Annotated in this window: 12 protein-coding genes; 8 read left to right on the top strand and 4 right to left on the bottom strand. The window is 70.6% G+C overall.

Annotated elements, in window-relative coordinates; all coding sequences use genetic code 11:
- Positions 1–263 precede the first annotated feature (263 nt).
- The 5 genes from FVE89_RS02415 (at position 264) to FVE89_RS02395 (ending at position 7,022) form a co-directional block, all read left to right on the top strand.
- Positions 264–1,034 carry a PRC-barrel domain-containing protein gene (locus FVE89_RS02415; RefSeq protein ID WP_160532689.1) on the top strand — a complete coding sequence of 257 codons (771 nt, stop codon included), beginning with the start codon at positions 264–266 and terminating at the stop codon, positions 1,032–1,034.
- The gene (locus FVE89_RS02410; protein WP_160532514.1) at positions 1,031–2,413 is read left to right on the top strand and encodes an MFS transporter; all 1,383 of its coding nucleotides are present in this window, start codon (positions 1,031–1,033) and stop codon (positions 2,411–2,413) included. Before FVE89_RS02415 ends, FVE89_RS02410 begins: the two co-directional genes overlap by 4 nt.
- Positions 2,414–2,615: 202 nt before the next feature.
- Positions 2,616–4,385, top strand: coding sequence for an ABC transporter ATP-binding protein (locus tag FVE89_RS02405; RefSeq protein WP_160532513.1), 1,770 nt, complete (start codon positions 2,616–2,618; stop codon positions 4,383–4,385).
- A gap of 221 nt (positions 4,386–4,606) precedes the next feature.
- On the top strand, positions 4,607–5,536 hold the full coding sequence (locus tag FVE89_RS02400) for a glutaminase (RefSeq protein ID WP_160532512.1): 930 nt from the start codon (positions 4,607–4,609) through the stop codon (positions 5,534–5,536).
- Positions 5,537–5,612: 76 nt separating this feature from the next.
- The gene (locus FVE89_RS02395) at positions 5,613–7,022 is read left to right on the top strand and encodes an MFS transporter (protein ID WP_160532511.1); all 1,410 of its coding nucleotides are present in this window, start codon (positions 5,613–5,615) and stop codon (positions 7,020–7,022) included.
- Between the two features lie 6 nt (positions 7,023–7,028).
- On the opposite strand, the gene FVE89_RS02390 is transcribed toward FVE89_RS02395, so the two are convergent.
- On the bottom strand, positions 7,029–7,478 hold the full coding sequence (locus FVE89_RS02390; RefSeq protein WP_160532688.1) for a hypothetical protein: 450 nt from the start codon (positions 7,476–7,478) through the stop codon (positions 7,029–7,031).
- A gap of 83 nt (positions 7,479–7,561) precedes the next feature.
- On the opposite strand from FVE89_RS02390, the gene FVE89_RS02385 reads away from it, so the two are divergent.
- From FVE89_RS02385 to FVE89_RS02375, 3 genes are read left to right on the top strand one after another with little or no spacing between them, the layout of a single operon-like run.
- Positions 7,562–8,092, top strand: coding sequence for a Uma2 family endonuclease (locus tag FVE89_RS02385; protein ID WP_246730449.1), 531 nt, complete (start codon positions 7,562–7,564; stop codon positions 8,090–8,092).
- Between the two features lie 49 nt (positions 8,093–8,141).
- The gene (locus FVE89_RS02380) at positions 8,142–8,720 is read left to right on the top strand and encodes a Uma2 family endonuclease (RefSeq protein WP_160532509.1); all 579 of its coding nucleotides are present in this window, start codon (positions 8,142–8,144) and stop codon (positions 8,718–8,720) included.
- 51 nt (positions 8,721–8,771) lie between these two features.
- Positions 8,772–9,785 carry an adenosine kinase gene (locus tag FVE89_RS02375; RefSeq protein ID WP_160532508.1) on the top strand — a complete coding sequence of 338 codons (1,014 nt, stop codon included), beginning with the start codon at positions 8,772–8,774 and terminating at the stop codon, positions 9,783–9,785.
- 6 nt (positions 9,786–9,791) lie between these two features.
- On the opposite strand, the gene FVE89_RS02370 is transcribed toward FVE89_RS02375, so the two are convergent.
- From FVE89_RS02370 to FVE89_RS02360, 3 genes are all read right to left on the bottom strand, one after another.
- Positions 9,792–11,474, bottom strand: a complete 1,683-nt coding sequence (locus FVE89_RS02370; protein ID WP_160532507.1) for a methyl-accepting chemotaxis protein — start codon at positions 11,472–11,474, stop codon at positions 9,792–9,794.
- A 152-nt stretch (positions 11,475–11,626) separates the two neighbouring features.
- Complete coding sequence (locus FVE89_RS02365; protein WP_160532506.1) at positions 11,627–12,610, bottom strand: NADPH:quinone oxidoreductase family protein; 984 nt, start codon at positions 12,608–12,610, stop codon at positions 11,627–11,629.
- 67 nt (positions 12,611–12,677) lie between these two features.
- Complete coding sequence (locus FVE89_RS02360; RefSeq protein WP_160532505.1) at positions 12,678–14,765, bottom strand: PAS domain-containing sensor histidine kinase; 2,088 nt, start codon at positions 14,763–14,765, stop codon at positions 12,678–12,680.
- Positions 14,766–14,853 lie beyond the last annotated feature (88 nt).

The raw sequence follows: 14,853 nt of genomic DNA, 5'->3' as shown, positions 1-14,853 counted from the left end.
CGTGACTTATCGGCCGCTGTCTACTCCGGGGATGCGGCGAAAACCAGACACCCGCACAGCGCCCCCGGACATGGCGGCCCGGACCTTGCGGCGCGGCCGCCGGGATCCATAACTTCGCCCAGGTCCTGCGGCACGACGGCCATCCGCAGGCGCAGACCTGCCGGCGGCCGGCCCGGATCCGGCCGACATGGTCGCGGTCGCGCCGGCATGCCGGCCCGGCCCGGCCCTTCCTCAGAGGACGTAGCGTGTTCAGAACCAACCGGATGATCGCGGCCATGACGCTCGCCCTCTGGGCGTCGGGAGCCGCGGCGCAGGTCCAGGCGAGCGGGAGCGACGGTGCGGCCGGCCAAGCCTCGCCCCAAGCACCTGCGGTCAATCCGGCCCCTGCGGTCAATCCGGCCCCTGCGGTCAATCCGGCCCCTGCGGTCAATCCGGCCCCCGCGGCGAATCCGGCTCCTCCGGCTGCCCCCCTTCCGGGCGCGCCCTCTGCGACATCTCCGGGCTCCACGCCGCCGGCCGCCGCGGCCGCGCCGGCGCAGCAGCAGGGCACGCCCGCCACCGTCCTCGACACGCAGGATTACGAGAGCCTGCTCGGCCGCAGCGTGCGCAGCGCCCAGGGCGACGAACTGGGTCGGGTCATCGACATCATCATCGACAAGGAGGGGCACCCCCGGGCCGCGATCATCGATTTCGGCGGCTTTCTCGGGGTCGGCACCCGCAAGATCGCCGTCGACTGGCGGGCGCTGCGCTTCACGTCGGACGGCGGCAAGGAGCGCAAGCTGTCCGTTGCGCTGACCCGCAATCAGGTCCGCGTGTCGCCCGAGTACAAGTCGGGTGAGCCGATCGTGGTGCTCGGCCCCGCGAGCCCTGCCGCGCCGGCGGCCGAAGGCGATCAGGCTGCCGCGCCCGCGGCCGCGTCGGCGGCGCCACCACAGCCGGCCAGCCCGGCGCCCGGCGCCGCATCACCGGCATCTCCCGCCGCCACGGGCCAGACCCCGCCCGCCGCCTCCCCGGAGAAGGCGCCGGATAAATGACGGTGGCCCGATTGAAGGTACGAACCGCCGTCTCCCCCCGCGAGCGCGAGATGCCCCGGCAGGATCTCCGCGCGCGGCCCGTGCGCCTGAAGGACCCGGCGGCCGAGCTTGCGCGCGAGCCCGCGCCGGCGGCCGGCGCGGCGGCGGGCGAGCGCCGCATCTCGCCGGCGAGCCGCTACGGGCTCGACGCCTTCGCGTTCTTCGTCGCCAACCTGCAGACCGGCTTCGGGCCGTTCCTGGCCGTGTACTTCTCGCAGGCCAAGTGGACCCAGTCGGATATCGGCTTCGCCCTCACGGTCGGCAGCCTCGTCGCCCTGCTCGGCCAGGTGCCGGGCGGAGCCTTCGTGGACGCGGTCCGCTCCAAGCGCTTCGCCGCCGCGGTGGCGGTGATCGGCATCGCGGGCAGCGCCTTCGCGCTGGCGGTCTGGCCGAGCTTCCCGGTGGTGCTGCTGGCGATGGCGGCACATTCGGCGGCGAGCTGCGTGCTGACGCCCGCCATCGCGGCGATCAGCATCGGCCTCGTCGGGCGTGCCCATGCGGGCGAGCGCCTGGGGCGCAACGCCAGCTTCGCGGCCCTCGGCAACGCGCTGGGGGCCGCCGGGATGGGCGCCATCGGCTACTACCTGTCGAACGGCGCGGTGTTCTACCTGACGGCGGCGCTCGGCATCCCGACGGTGATCGCGCTGGCGCGCATCCGCGCCCGGGACATCGATCCCGGGGTGTTCAAGGAGCCGTCGAGCGCCCAGGCGCCCCGCGCCGCCGGACAGGACGGGATCCGCACGCTGCTCACCAACCGCGGGCTCCTGTGCTTCTCGGCCTGCATGGTGCTGTTCTTCCTCGCCAACGCGGCGATGCTGCCGCTGGTCGGCAGCGTGCTGACGCTCCGGGCGAGCGAGACCGCGACCGCCCTGGTGGCGGCCTGCATCATGGTCCCGCAGGCGGTGCTGGCGGTCAGCGCCCCCGCGGTCGGCCGGGCGGCCGAGCGGTTCGGCCGCTACCCGGTACTGCTGCTGGGCTTCGGCGCCTTGCCCGTGCGCGGCCTGATGCTCGCCTACACCACCAACCCCTACGGCCTCGTCGCCATCCAGGTGCTCGACGGGATCTCGGCCTCGGTGCTGGGCGTGATGGTGCCGCTCATCGTCTCCGACCTCACCCGCGGGACCGGGCGCTTCAACCTCGCGCTCGGCGCGGTCGGCACCGCGATGGGCATCGGCGCCGCCCTCTCGACCTCGCTGGCGGGCGTGATGGCCGACCATCTCGGCAGCCACAGCGCCTTCCTGGGACTCGCCTGCATGGGCTTCGCGGCCTTCATGCTGGTGGCGCTGATCATGCCGGAGACCCGCCAGGCCGAGGCTCATCCGGTGCAGGGCGCGGCCTGACCGTCGCGGCACCGGATTCGCTTGGGTGTTTCCCGGCCGCTCAAGCGGTGTTCAGGTTTGACGGATAAAAGCGCACGGGAGGTGCGGACCGGTGCAACATATGGCAACGCTCTCGCGTTGCCGCTGCGGGTTAGACTGCGCCCGCGCTGCACTCCGCCTTGCCCGTAAGCCAGAGCCGCGCGAATACGGAATGGTCACCGCGATGGAAGAGCTGCACCGATACGCCGACAGGCCCTTCGCCTTCGTCGGGCGGTATCTCCGCCGCCGCTGGCTGCCGCATGTGGTCATCCTGATCTCCGTGCTCGGCGCCGTCGGCTTCTCGGTCTCGACCGATTACGCCCTGAAGGGCGTGGTCGATGCGCTCACCAAGGGGCCGGGTCCGGGCAACACCGTGATCTGGAGCGCGCTCGCGGTCCTGATCGGCTTCATCGCCGCCGACAACATGCTCTGGCGCGTCGCGGCCTTGACCGGCGCCTTCACCTTCGTGGGCATCACCGGCGACATCCGCCGCGACCTGTTCCGGCACCTGACCGGCCATTCGCCGACCTTCTTCTCCGACCGGCAGCCGGGCACCCTGGCGTCCCGCATCACGGCGACCTCGAACGCGATCTTCACGGTCGAGAACATGTTCGTGTTCAACGTGATGCCGCCGACGGTCGCGGCCTTCGGGTCGATCGCCTACATCGCCACCGTCAACGTCACCATGGCGTGCATCCTGGCCGGCGTCTTCGCCGCCGTCGTCGTGCTGATGTTCAAGATGGCCGCGGCCGGCAAGCCGCTGCACCACGACTTCGCCGCCAAGGCCGCCTCGGTCGACGGCGAGATGGTCGACCTCGTCGGCAACATGTCGCTCGTGCGCGCCTTCTCAGCGTTCAAGCGGGAGGGCCAGCGCTTCGAGGGCACCGTCGCCACCGAGATGCGGGCGCGCCGCTCCTCGCTCCTCTACCTCGAGAAGCTGCGCATCGTGCATGCGGTGCTCACCGTGCTGGCGGTGTTCGGCCTGCTCTACTGGGCGATCCAGATGTGGGAGGCCAAGGAGGCGACCAACGGCCAGGTCGTGCTGGTCTGCACGCTGGGCATCCGCATCCTCGCCGCCACCCGCGACCTCGCGGTGGCTCTGGTCGATGCCACGCAGCACACGGCCCGCCTGTCCGAGGCGCTGCACACGCTGCTGCAGCCCCACGACCTCGTCGATCACCCGGAGGCCAAGCCGCTGACCGGCCAGGGCGCCAAGATCGAGTTCGACCACGTCGCCTTCAATTATCCGGACGGACGCCCGGTCTTCACGGATTTCGACCTCGTGATCGAGCCCGGCCAGAAGGTCGGTCTCGTGGGCCGGTCGGGCGGCGGCAAGTCGACCCTGTTCTCGCTGCTCCAGCGCTTCTACGACGTGCAGAAAGGGGCGATCCGGATCAACGGCCAGGACATCCAGCGGGTGACGCAGGAATCCCTGCGCGAAGCCATCACGGTGGTGCCGCAGGACGTCTCGATGTTCCATCGCTCCCTGCGCGAGAACATCCGCTACGGACGGCCCGAGGCGACCGACGAGGAGGTCTGGCAGGCGGCCGAGGCGGCCCATTGCACCGACTTCATCAAGGCCCTGCCGGAGGGGTTCGACACGATCGTGGGCGATCGCGGCGTGAAGCTCTCGGGCGGCCAGCGCCAGCGCATCGCCATCGCGCGGGCGATCCTCAAGAATTCGCCGATCCTGCTCCTCGACGAGGCGACCTCGGCGCTCGACGCGGAATCCGAGGAGGCGATCCGGCACGCGCTCGCCAACCTGATGAAGGGCCGGACCGTCATCGCCATCGCGCACCGTCTCTCGACGCTGCAGGATTTCGACCGGATCGTCGTGCTGGAGGGCGGCCGCATCGCCCAGGACGGCTCGCCCGACAAGCTGACCCATCTCGACGGCTTCTTCCGCGAGCTGATGAAGAAGGAATCCATGGCGATGGCGCTCGCCGCGGCGTGAGCGCACGCGGATCGACCGAGCCGAATGCCCACGCGCGCTCCCTCCCCCCTTTGCGGGGGAGGGAAAACCCGCGTTCCGTCCCATGCCCCCGATTCCGCCCTCGCGGTTCCCACCCCCCGACCGCGCTGGTAGATCCACCCCACGCCGCGACCCGCGGACCGGGCCTTGCATCGGCAGCGTGACCGGCCCGCGGCCGCGGCATCCCGACCCTGAGCGCTTCCGTGCCCGACCTCGCCCACGTCATCCGGGAGATCTCCGAGGAGATGGCCCAGCGCTCCGACCGGGGCCAAGTCGCCGACTACATCCCCGAGCTCGCCCGCATCGACCCCAAAAAGTTCGGCCTCGCGGTGATCGACGCCGAGGGGCAGGCCTTCACGGGCGGCGACAGCGACACGCCGTTCTCGATCCAGAGCGTGTCCAAGGTCTTCACCCTGACCCTGGCGCTCGGCATGGTCGGCGACCGGCTGTGGAAGCGGGTCGGGCGCGAGCCCTCCGGCAATCCGTTCAACTCCATCGTCCAGCTGGAGCGCGAGCGCGGGGTGCCGCGCAACCCCTTCATCAATGCCGGCGCCATCGCGGTGACCGACCTGATCCTCTCCGGCCACGAGCCGCGCGAGGCACTGGGCGAGATCCTGCGCTTCATGCAGTTCCTGGCCCAGGATTCCAGCATCACCATCGACGAGCGGGTGGCGGCCTCGGAGAAGCGCACGGGCTTCCGCAACGCCGCGCTCGCCAACTACATGAAATCCTTCGGAGTCATCGACAATCCGGTGGATTACACGCTCGGCGTCTACTTCCACCATTGCGCCATCGCGATGACCTGCCGGCAACTCGCCACCGCCGGGCGGTTCCTGGCCCATAACGGCCGCAATCCGACCACCGGCCATTCCGTGGTCTCGGCCGAGCGCGCGCGCCGCATCAACGCGATCATGCTGACCTGCGGCCATTACGACGGCTCGGGCGAGTTCGCCTACCGGGTCGGCCTGCCGGGCAAGAGCGGCGTCGGCGGCGGCATCCTGGCGGTCGCGCCGGGCAAGGCGTCGATCGCGGTCTGGTCGCCGGGCCTCGACGCCGCCGGCAATTCCCATCTCGGCCGGATCGCCCTGGAGCGGCTGACGCAGCGCATGGGCTGGTCGGTGTTCGGGGCGTGACCAGCGGCTTGCACGGTGCGGATTTCCGCGGCACTGCGCCGGGGCGCCGATCCGGCGTCTGAGGGAACGCGGCGGCATGGCGACGCTTACGGCGACACGGGGCTCGGCCGACGCTCTCGATCCGGGCAGCCTCCTCGCCCGCCTGGACCGGCTGCCGCCGACCCGGACGATCTGGCGGCTCGTGGTGCTCCTCGGCCTCGGCTTCTTCTTCGAGCTCTACGACCTGCTGTTCACCGGCTATGTCGCCCCAGGATTGGTCAAGGCCGGGATCCTGACGCCGACGACGCCTGGCCTGTTCGGCGCGAGCGGTGTCGCGAGCTTCGTGGCCGCCCTGTTCACCGGCCTGTTCATCGGCACCCTGCTGTGCGGCTGGCTCGCCGACCGGTTCGGGCGTCGGGCGATCTTCACGTGGTCGCTCCTGGCCTATACGGCCGCCAACCTCGTGATGGCCTGCCAGCACGAGGCCTTCGGGCTCAACCTCTGGCGGCTCATCGCCGGGATCGGCCTCGGGCTCGAGATGGTGACGATCGGCAGCTACCTGTCGGAGCTGGTCCCGAAGGCAATGCGCGGCCGCGCCTTCGCTTTGTGCCAGGGCGTCGGCTTCTCTGCAGTGCCGGTGGTGGCGTTCCTGTCGTACCTGCTGATCCCGGCTGCGCCGCTCGGCATCGACGGCTGGCGCTGGGTCGTGCTGATCGGGGCCTCGGCGGCCCTGATGGTGTGGTGGCTGCGCGCGGGCCTGCCGGAGAGTCCGCGCTGGCTGGTCGAGCACGGGCGCCTGGCCGAAGCCGATGCCGTTCTGCGGCGGCTCGAAGCGCAGGTCGCGGCCGAGGCGGGCGGCAGGCTGCCCCCGCCCGCCGCGCCGGATCCGGTCCAGCCACGCGGGGCGTTCCGCGACCTGTGGGTGCCGCCCTATCGCCGCAGGGCGCTGATGATGGCCGGCTTCAACGTCTTTCAGACCGTGGGCTTCTACGGCTTCGCCAACTGGGTGCCAACCCTGCTGGTGGCGCAGGGCATCACGGTGACGTCGAGCCTCGCCTACACGGCGCTGATCGCGCTCGCCGCCCCGGTCGGACCGCTGATCGGACTTCTCATCGCCGACCGGTTCGAGCGCAAGCATGTGATCGTGGCGGCCGCCCTCGTGTACATCGCCTGCGGGCTCGCCTTCGCGCGGACCACGGAGGTCGCCGCGATCGTGGCGCTCGGGATCGGCCTGACGCTCGCCTCCAACGTCATGTCGTACAGCTTCCACGCCTATCAGGCCGAGCTGTTCCCGACCGGCATCCGCGCCCGGGCGGTGGGCTTCGTGTATTCGTGGAGCCGGTTCTCGGCGATTTTTACCGGATTCGTCATCGCCTTCGTGCTGCGCGAGACCGGAACGGCGGGGGTGTTCCTGTTCATCTCGGCGGCGATGCTGGCGGCGGGGCTGCTCGTCGGGCTCCTCGGGCCCCGGACGCGGGATGTCGCGCTGGAGAAGATCGCCGGGTGAAGGCCCTCACCAGGGCGGCGGGCCGAAGCGATCGCGGTAGCGGCGCGCCCGCGGCAGGGCATCGTGGAGGAACTGGCCGGGCTCCCGCAGCCACAGGCCCTCGTGACGCCGGGAGCGCTCCTCCGAGACGAGGACCTCGGGCGGCAGCGCGATCAGCGCAGCCTGCCAGCCCGGCCACCAGTGCCGGGCACGTGCGAAGGTGTGGGCCATGTAGCGCGCCCGAGCGCTATAGCCGTGATAGTCGAACACCCAGGCCTCGGTCGCCACCACGATGTGGTTACCCGTGAAACCGGGCGCGGGCTTGAACCAGAGGACGGCCCTGTCCGGCCCGCCGTACCGTTCGAGGAAGGCATGAGCCAGGATGTGGCAGGCGCCGCAGGCGAAGAACACCCGGTCGGGCAGGCTCCAGCGCTTGACGGGATCGCGCTTCGCGCCGGCAGTTCTAAGCCGATACATGCCGTCCTCCGGTCGCCTCACCGGCTTCGTCCGGGATCGAATCGTGCTAGCCTGACACCATGGTCGCACAGCCGAAGCCTCGGATGACCGTCGATGAGTTCCTGGTCTGGGCCGAGGGCCGGCCGGGGCGCTACGAACTCGTCAATGGCGAGATCTTCGCGATGGCCCCCGAACGGGCTGGACACGCCTTGGTGAAGTACGCGGCTCAGACGGCCCTGAGCCGGGCGATCGAGAAAGCCGGACTCCCCTGCCACATGATGCCGGACGGGATGACGGTCCGCATCGACGCGACGACGACATTCGAGCCGGACGCGCTGGTCTATTGCGGGCCATCGATCGACCTCGACGCCGTGGAGGTGCCGAACCCGGTCGTTGTCGTGGAGGTGCTCTCGCCCGGGACCAGGTCCGTCGATACCGGGATCAAGCTGATTGGCTATTTCCAGGTTGCGAGCCTGTTCCATTATCTGATCCTCGATCCTCTGAAGCGTATCCTCATTCATCATCGTCGCGGAACCGGGAAGGCCGTCGAGACGAACATCGTGTCGGAGGGCACCCTGGATCTCTCGCCGCCGGGTCTGCAGATCGCCGTGGCCGAGCTGTTCATCGGGATCTGACGCCGAGGCTCGGCCAGCCGTCACAGTCGAATTGCGTGGATGGGCCATCATGACCGCACAGCCGAAGCCGCGGATGACGGTCGATGAGTTCCTGGTCTGGGCCGAGGGCCGGCCGGGGCGCCACGAACTGGTCGATGGCGAGATCTTCGCGATGTCGCCCGAGCGTGTCCGGCATGCCGAAGTCAAGGCGTCCGCCTATCTGGCGCTTCGATCCGCCCTGGGCCGGACGCAGCTTCCGTGTCGCGCGCTGCCCGACGGCATGAGCGTGCGCATCGACCGCACCACCCTCTTCGAGCCCGATGCCCTCGTCTATTGTGGCGCGCGTGCCGACCCGGACGCGATCGAGATCACCAATGCCGTCATCGTGGTCGAAGTGGTCTCGCCCAGCACGGCGTCGGTGGACTCAGGCCGCAAGCTCGCAGGCTATTTCAGTCTCGCGAGCGTGGCGCATTACCTGATGATTGATCCGGTCAAGCGGGTGGCCATCCACCATGGGCGCGACGCTGAAGGCCAGATCATGACCCGCATCGCGACCGAGGGCACCCTCGACCTGACCCCGCCCGGCCTGACGCTGCCCGTCTCCGACCTGTTCGCCGATCTCCCGCCCCCCGCAGATCCCGCGGCTTGATCCGATCCGAGGCGGATGCCACAGCGGCGCGAACCCGAATCAGGACGCCCGATGACAGCCTCCCTCGATCTCCTCGTGCTCGGCAACGCGATCGTCGACGTGATCGCCCGCGCGGACGAGTCCTTCCTCAGCGCCCAGGGCGTCGCCAAGGGCGCCATGCAGCTCATCGACGAACCCCGGGCGGAGACGCTGTTCCAGGCCATGGGCCAGACGACGATCGTGTCGGGCGGCTCGGGGGCGAACACCGCCGTGGGCGCGGCCCTCCTCGGCGCCAGGACCGGCTTCGTCGGCAAGGTGCGGGACGACGAGCTCGGCACCCTGTTCGGCCATGACCTGAAGGCCACCGGCGTCGGCTTCACCGTCCCGGCGGCGACCGAGGGGCCGGCCACGGCCCGCTGCCTCATCCTGGTGACGCCGGACGGCGAGCGCACCATGAGCACCTATCTCGGCGCCTGCCAGGGCCTCTCGCCCGAGGACGTCGACAAGGCCCTCGTGAGCTCGGCCAAGGTCGTCTATCTCGAAGGCTACCTCTGGGATCCGCCGGCCGCCAAGGACGCGTTCCGCAAGGCCGTCGAGATCGCCCACCAGGCCGGCAACGCCGTGGCGCTGACCCTGTCGGACGCCTTCTGCGTCGGCCGCTACCGGGACGAGTTCCTGGGCCTGATCCGCGACGGCAGCATCGACATCCTGTTCGCCAACATGGGCGAGCTCCAGAGCCTCTATCAGACCGACGATGCCGAGGCCGCCGTGGCGGCTTTGCGCGACGAGCGCAACGCCCGCGGCCGTCACCTGCTCGGCCTCGTCACCCGCTCGGCCGACGGCGCCCTGGTGGTGCAGGGCGGCGAGGTCCGCGCCGTCGCGGCGAGCCCGGTCCAGGCGGTGGTGGACACGACCGGGGCCGGCGACCTGTTCGCGGCCGGGTTCCTGGCCGGCCACGCCCGCGGCCTCGACAACGTCGCCAGCGCCCGCCTCGGCACGCTGGCGGCCGCCGAGGTGATCCAGCACATCGGCGCCCGCCCGCAGACCGATCTCGTCGGCCTCGCCAAGGCGCAGGGGCTGCTCTGAACCCGCTCAGGCGGCCCGCACGGTCGCGAGGAAGCGCGTCACCTCGCGGCCGAGATGCTCGGAATGCTGCGTCAGCTCCGAGGCCGCGGTGAGCACCTGATCCGCCGCCGTCCCGGTCTCCTTCGCGGCCTCCGCGACGCCCGTGATGGTGCCGGTCACCTCGCCGGCACCCTGCGCCGCCTGCGCGACGTTGCGGACGATCTCCTGGGTGGCCGCGCCCTGCTGCTCCACGGCGGCCGCGATCAGGGTCGTGACGGCGCGGATCTCCTGGATGCGTCCGCCGATCCGGCCGATCGCCGACACGGCATCGCCGGTCGATCCCTGGATCCGGGCGATGTGACCGCTGATCTCGTCGGTCGCCTTGGCGGTCTGGCCCGCCAGCTCCTTCACCTCCGCGGCCACGACGGCGAAGCCGCGCCCCGCCTCACCGGCGCGCGCCGCCTCGATCGTCGCGTTGAGGGCCAGCAGGTTCGTCTGCTCGGCGATGGTTGTGATCATCGTGACCACGTCGCCGATCTGCGCGGCCGCGCCGCTCAGATCCTGCACCAGATGCGCAGTGGCGTCGGCCTCCTCGACGGCTGCCTGCGTGAGCGCCGAGGAACTCGATACCTGACGGCCGATCTCCTGGACCGATGAGCCGAGTTCCTCGGCCGCGGAGGCCGCGGTGTTGACGTTGGCGGCGGCGGTCTCGGCCGCACTCGCCACGCGCCTGGACCGGTCGGCCGTTCCGGATGCCGTCCGGGTCATGACCGTGGCCGTGTCCTGAAGGGCGGAGGCCGCCGCCGAGACCGTGCCGATGATGCCGCCGACGGCGTTCTCGAAGGCCTCGGCGATCTGGTGCATCCCGGCCCGGCGCTGCGCCTCGGCGCTGGCGCGGGCTTCGGCGGCCTCGGCCTCGAGCGCGCGCGCTCGCGTCAGGCCATCCTTGAAGACCTGGACGGAGGCGGCCATGGCGCCGATCTCGTCGCCGCGTCCTGCGCCCGGGACCGATGCGGTGAGGTCGTTCGCCGCCAGCCGGCTCATGACGCCCGCCAGGGACCGGATCGGCCGCGCGACCAGGCGCCAGATCCACCACAACGTTGCCCCCGTGACGAGCAGGCCCGCCAGCAGGAGGCCGAGCGACGCGGTCCAGGCCGTCCGATAGGCCTCCTCGGCGCGCTGCGTCGAATGTTGCGTCCCCTCGGCGTTCACCTGTGCCAGATCCGCGAGCGCCTTGAAGCTGTCGACCAGCGGCGCGCGGGCCGGCGCGATGGCATTGCGGGCCGCGTCCCGGTCGCCGCGCTCGAGCGCGCTGATGATCGCCGCGCGCGCGGCGAGATACCCCTGCCACCGCTTCTCGAAGGCGTCCCATAGCGCTGTCTCGCGGGGCGAGCTGATTCGGGCACGGTAGGCCCGGAACGCCTCTGGGACGGTCACGTTCATTTCGACGAATTCCTGGTCGAGATCCCGGTTCTCGTTCGCATCGACGGCGATGACCTTGCGGATGGTCGTCGTGTGGTATCGCAGAACCAGAAACTGGATCGCGTTTAACTCGGCGTCCTTGCGCATCCAAACATCCCGGATCTCCGCGGCGGATGCATTGACCTGCTCAATTTCTGCAAAGTTTCCTCCCGCATTGACGAGAAGCAGAACGAAATAAATAATTGGCGGAATAGCTACCTTAAAAATGATACTCTTGAACCAGATCATCTTGAGCCCCCAACCCTAACAACCTCACGGTTGTGGCATGGATTGATGACGTCAAGCTGTCGAAATTGCTGTCGCGTGATGATCCCCACGCAGAATTGCCCGCACAACGTCATCGGACGGATAGCCCTACCCGATACCCTTCGTTGCGCGGGTCAGGGCCGCAGCAGCACCTTGCCCACCGCCGCCCGGCGGGTCAGCAGGCCGAAGGCTTCCGGAAACTCCGCCAGGGGGTAGGTGCCGTGCACCTGTGCGGTGAGCTTGCCCGCGGCGACCCAGTCGAGGAGCCGACGCTGGTCGGCCCGGTGCGCCTCCGGCTCACGCTCCAGGAAGGCGCCCCAGTGGACGCCCTGCACGTCGAGTTCCTTCAGGAGGATCAGGTTCAGCGGCAGGCGCGGGATCGCGCCGGCGGCGAAGCCGATCACGAGGTAGCGCCCGCGCCAGCCGAGCGCGCGCAGGGCCGGTTCTGCGAAGGCGTCGCCGACCGCGTCGTAGACGACATCGACCCCGCCGCCGGAGATTTCGCGCAACGCGTCCTTGAGGGTGGCAGGATCGTAGACGAGGCCCGCCTCGGCCCCGTGGGCACGGGCGACGGCGAGCTTCTCCTCGGACGACGCGCAGGCGATCACCCGGGCACCCATCAGCCGGCCGAGTTCCACGGCGGCGAGGCCGACGCCCCCGGTGGCGCCCAGCACCGCCAGCCATTCCCCGGGCCGGAGCCGCGCCCGGTTGGCAAGCGCGTGGAGCGAGGTGCCGTACGTGATGGTGAGCCCGGCCGCCTGCTCGTCCGGCACCGCGTCCGGAACGGGCGTGAGCCGCCCTGCATCGATGGCGATCCGCTCGGCGCAGCAGCCGTGTCCGGCATGGACGATCACCCGGTCGCCCACGGCGACGCCCGAAGCCCCCTCCCCCGCTCCTTCGCCCAGCGCCTCGACCACGCCGACACCCTCGCCCCCCGGCGAGAACGGCAGTTCGGGCTTCACCTGATAGCGGCCGGCCACGATCAGCGTGTCGAAGAAGTTCAGCGCCGCGAGCCGCATCCGCACCAGGGCCTGGCCCGGCCCCGGGACCGGATCGGGGCGCTCGACGATCTCCAGATGGTCGGGCCCGTCGAGCCGTGTGCACAGCAGCGCCTTCATGGCGTCCCTCCTCCCGTTCCGGTTCGTTCCGTTCAGGAGGGCAGTTCTGGTCTCATAAGCCGCGCGGTCAAGCCGTCCCGATCATCTCGCGGATGCGGGCGCCCAGCACCTCGACGCCGAACGGCTTGGTCATCACCTGCATGCCGGGGGCGAGCTGACCGTGGCCCAGCACGGTGGCCTCCGCGTAGCCGGTGATGAACAGCACCTTGAGCCCCGGGCGCCTCTCCCGGCCGGCTTCGGCCATCTGGCGCCCGTTCAGGCCGCCGGGCAGCCCGACATCGGTCACCAGCAGGTCGATGCGCACGTCGGATTGCAGCACCTTGAGCCCGGCGACGCCGTCGGCCGCCTCGATCGCCGTATAGCCGAGATCCTCCAGCACCTCCGTCACCAGCATCCGCACGGTCGGCTCGTCATCGACGACGAGGACGGTCTCGCCGGGGGCGGCCCGGGGCGGCGCGCCGAGCGCGGCCTGCGCATCCTCCTCCGGCACCGCGCCGCCGTGGCGGGGCAGGTAGAGGCAGACCGTGGTGCCCCGGCCGACCTCGGAAGCGATCCGTACCTGCCCGCCGGATTGCTGGGCGAAGCCGTAGATCATCGAGAGGCCGAGGCCGGTGCCCTGCCCGAGGGGCTTCGTGGTGAAGAACGGCTCGAACACCCGCTCCACGACCTCCGGGGGCATGCCGGTGCCGGTATCGGTGACGCAGAGCGTGAGATACGGCCCCGGCGGCATGTCGAGGCGGCGGGCCGCGTCGGCGTCGAGCCGCGCGTTGGCGGTCGCGACGGCGATCCGGCCGCCCTCCGGCATCGCATCCCGGGCGTTGATGCACAGGTTGAGCAGCGCGTTCTCGAGCTGCGGCGGATCGACCAGGGCCGGCCAGAGCTCGGGCTCACCGGTCACCTCGACCGCGATGGCGGGCCCGACGGTGCGGCGGATCAGCTCCTCCAGGCCGGCGACCAGCCGGTTCACATCGGTGGGCTTCGGATCGAGGGTCTGGCGGCGCGAGAAGGCGAGGAGCCGGTGCGTCAGGGCGGCGGCGCGCTTGGTCGCGCCCTGGGCGGCGCTGATGTAGCGATCGACATCCATCATCCGGCCCTGGCTCAGCCGGGTCTGGATCAGCTCCAGCGAACCGGAGATGCCGGCCAGCAGGTTGTTGAAGTCGTGCGCGAGGCCGCCGGTGAGCTGGCCCACCGCCTCCATCTTCTGCGACTGCCGCAGGGCCTCCTCGGCGGCCGCCAGGGCGTCGGCGCGCTCGCGCTCGGCGGTGAAGTCGCGCCCGACTGCGTTGATCCCCCCCTCCCCCGGCCGGGCCGACCAGCTGATCCAGCGGTAGCCGCCGTCCCGGTGGCGGTAGCGGTTGTCGAACCGCGTGAGGCGCTCACCCGCGGCGAGACACTGCGCCCCCTCGGTGGTGCGGTCCCGATCGTCCGGGTGGACGAAGTCCATCAGGTTGGTGCCGACGAGTTCGTCCGACCGCCAGCCCAGCACCTCGGTCCAGGCCGGGTTCACCGCGGTGATCGTCCCGTCGAACAGGCTGCGCAGCATCATGTCGGTGGAGAGCGTCCACAGCGCGTTGCGGTCGGCGGTCCGCTGCGCGACCTGCTGGGCCAGGGTGCCGTTGAGGCGGCCGAGTTCCGTGAGCGCGGATTCGAGCTGGGCGCGGCTCTCGACCAGGGCCGCGTCGGCCAGCACCCGGCCGGTGGTCTCGTTGGTGAGGATGAACAGGCCGGCGACCTCGCCCGCGGCATCGAGGACGCGCGAGTACGAGAAGGTCCACCACGTCTCCCGGGCGCCCCGGTCGGTGTCGAGCCGCCAGGGCAGATCGACGAAGCGCTCCGGCCGGCCCGCCAGGGCGGCGTCGATGATCGGCTTGGCTTGATCCCAGGCATCGGCCCAGACTTCGTCGAACCGCGCGCCCATGGCCCACGGCAGGCGCGGCCCGAGCAGCGGGACGTAGGTGTCGTTGAAGAAGAAGTGCAGATCGGGTCCCCAGGCCAGGATCATCGATTCCGGCGAGTTGAGCACGAGGGAGAGCGCCGCGCGGAAATCCGCTGGCCACGCCTCCGGGGGGCCGAGGGGGTGGTCCGTCCAGTCGCGCGCACGGATCATGCGCGCGGCTTCGCCGCCACCGGCGAGGAAGGCGAGTGGGTCGGTCACAAGCTATGAATGGCGCAAGTCATGGGCGTACGGCGTATGACCGTCTTTGGCGGCATCTCCAAGATGCCGCTATCGATCTCTGGCGCGA

Source organism: Methylobacterium sp. 2A, from assembly GCF_009806555.1.
Taxonomy (GTDB): Bacteria; Pseudomonadota; Alphaproteobacteria; order Rhizobiales; family Beijerinckiaceae; genus Methylobacterium.
The sequence above is the reverse complement of the archived record's forward strand: the minus strand, read 5'-3'. Positions and strand labels throughout refer to the sequence as shown.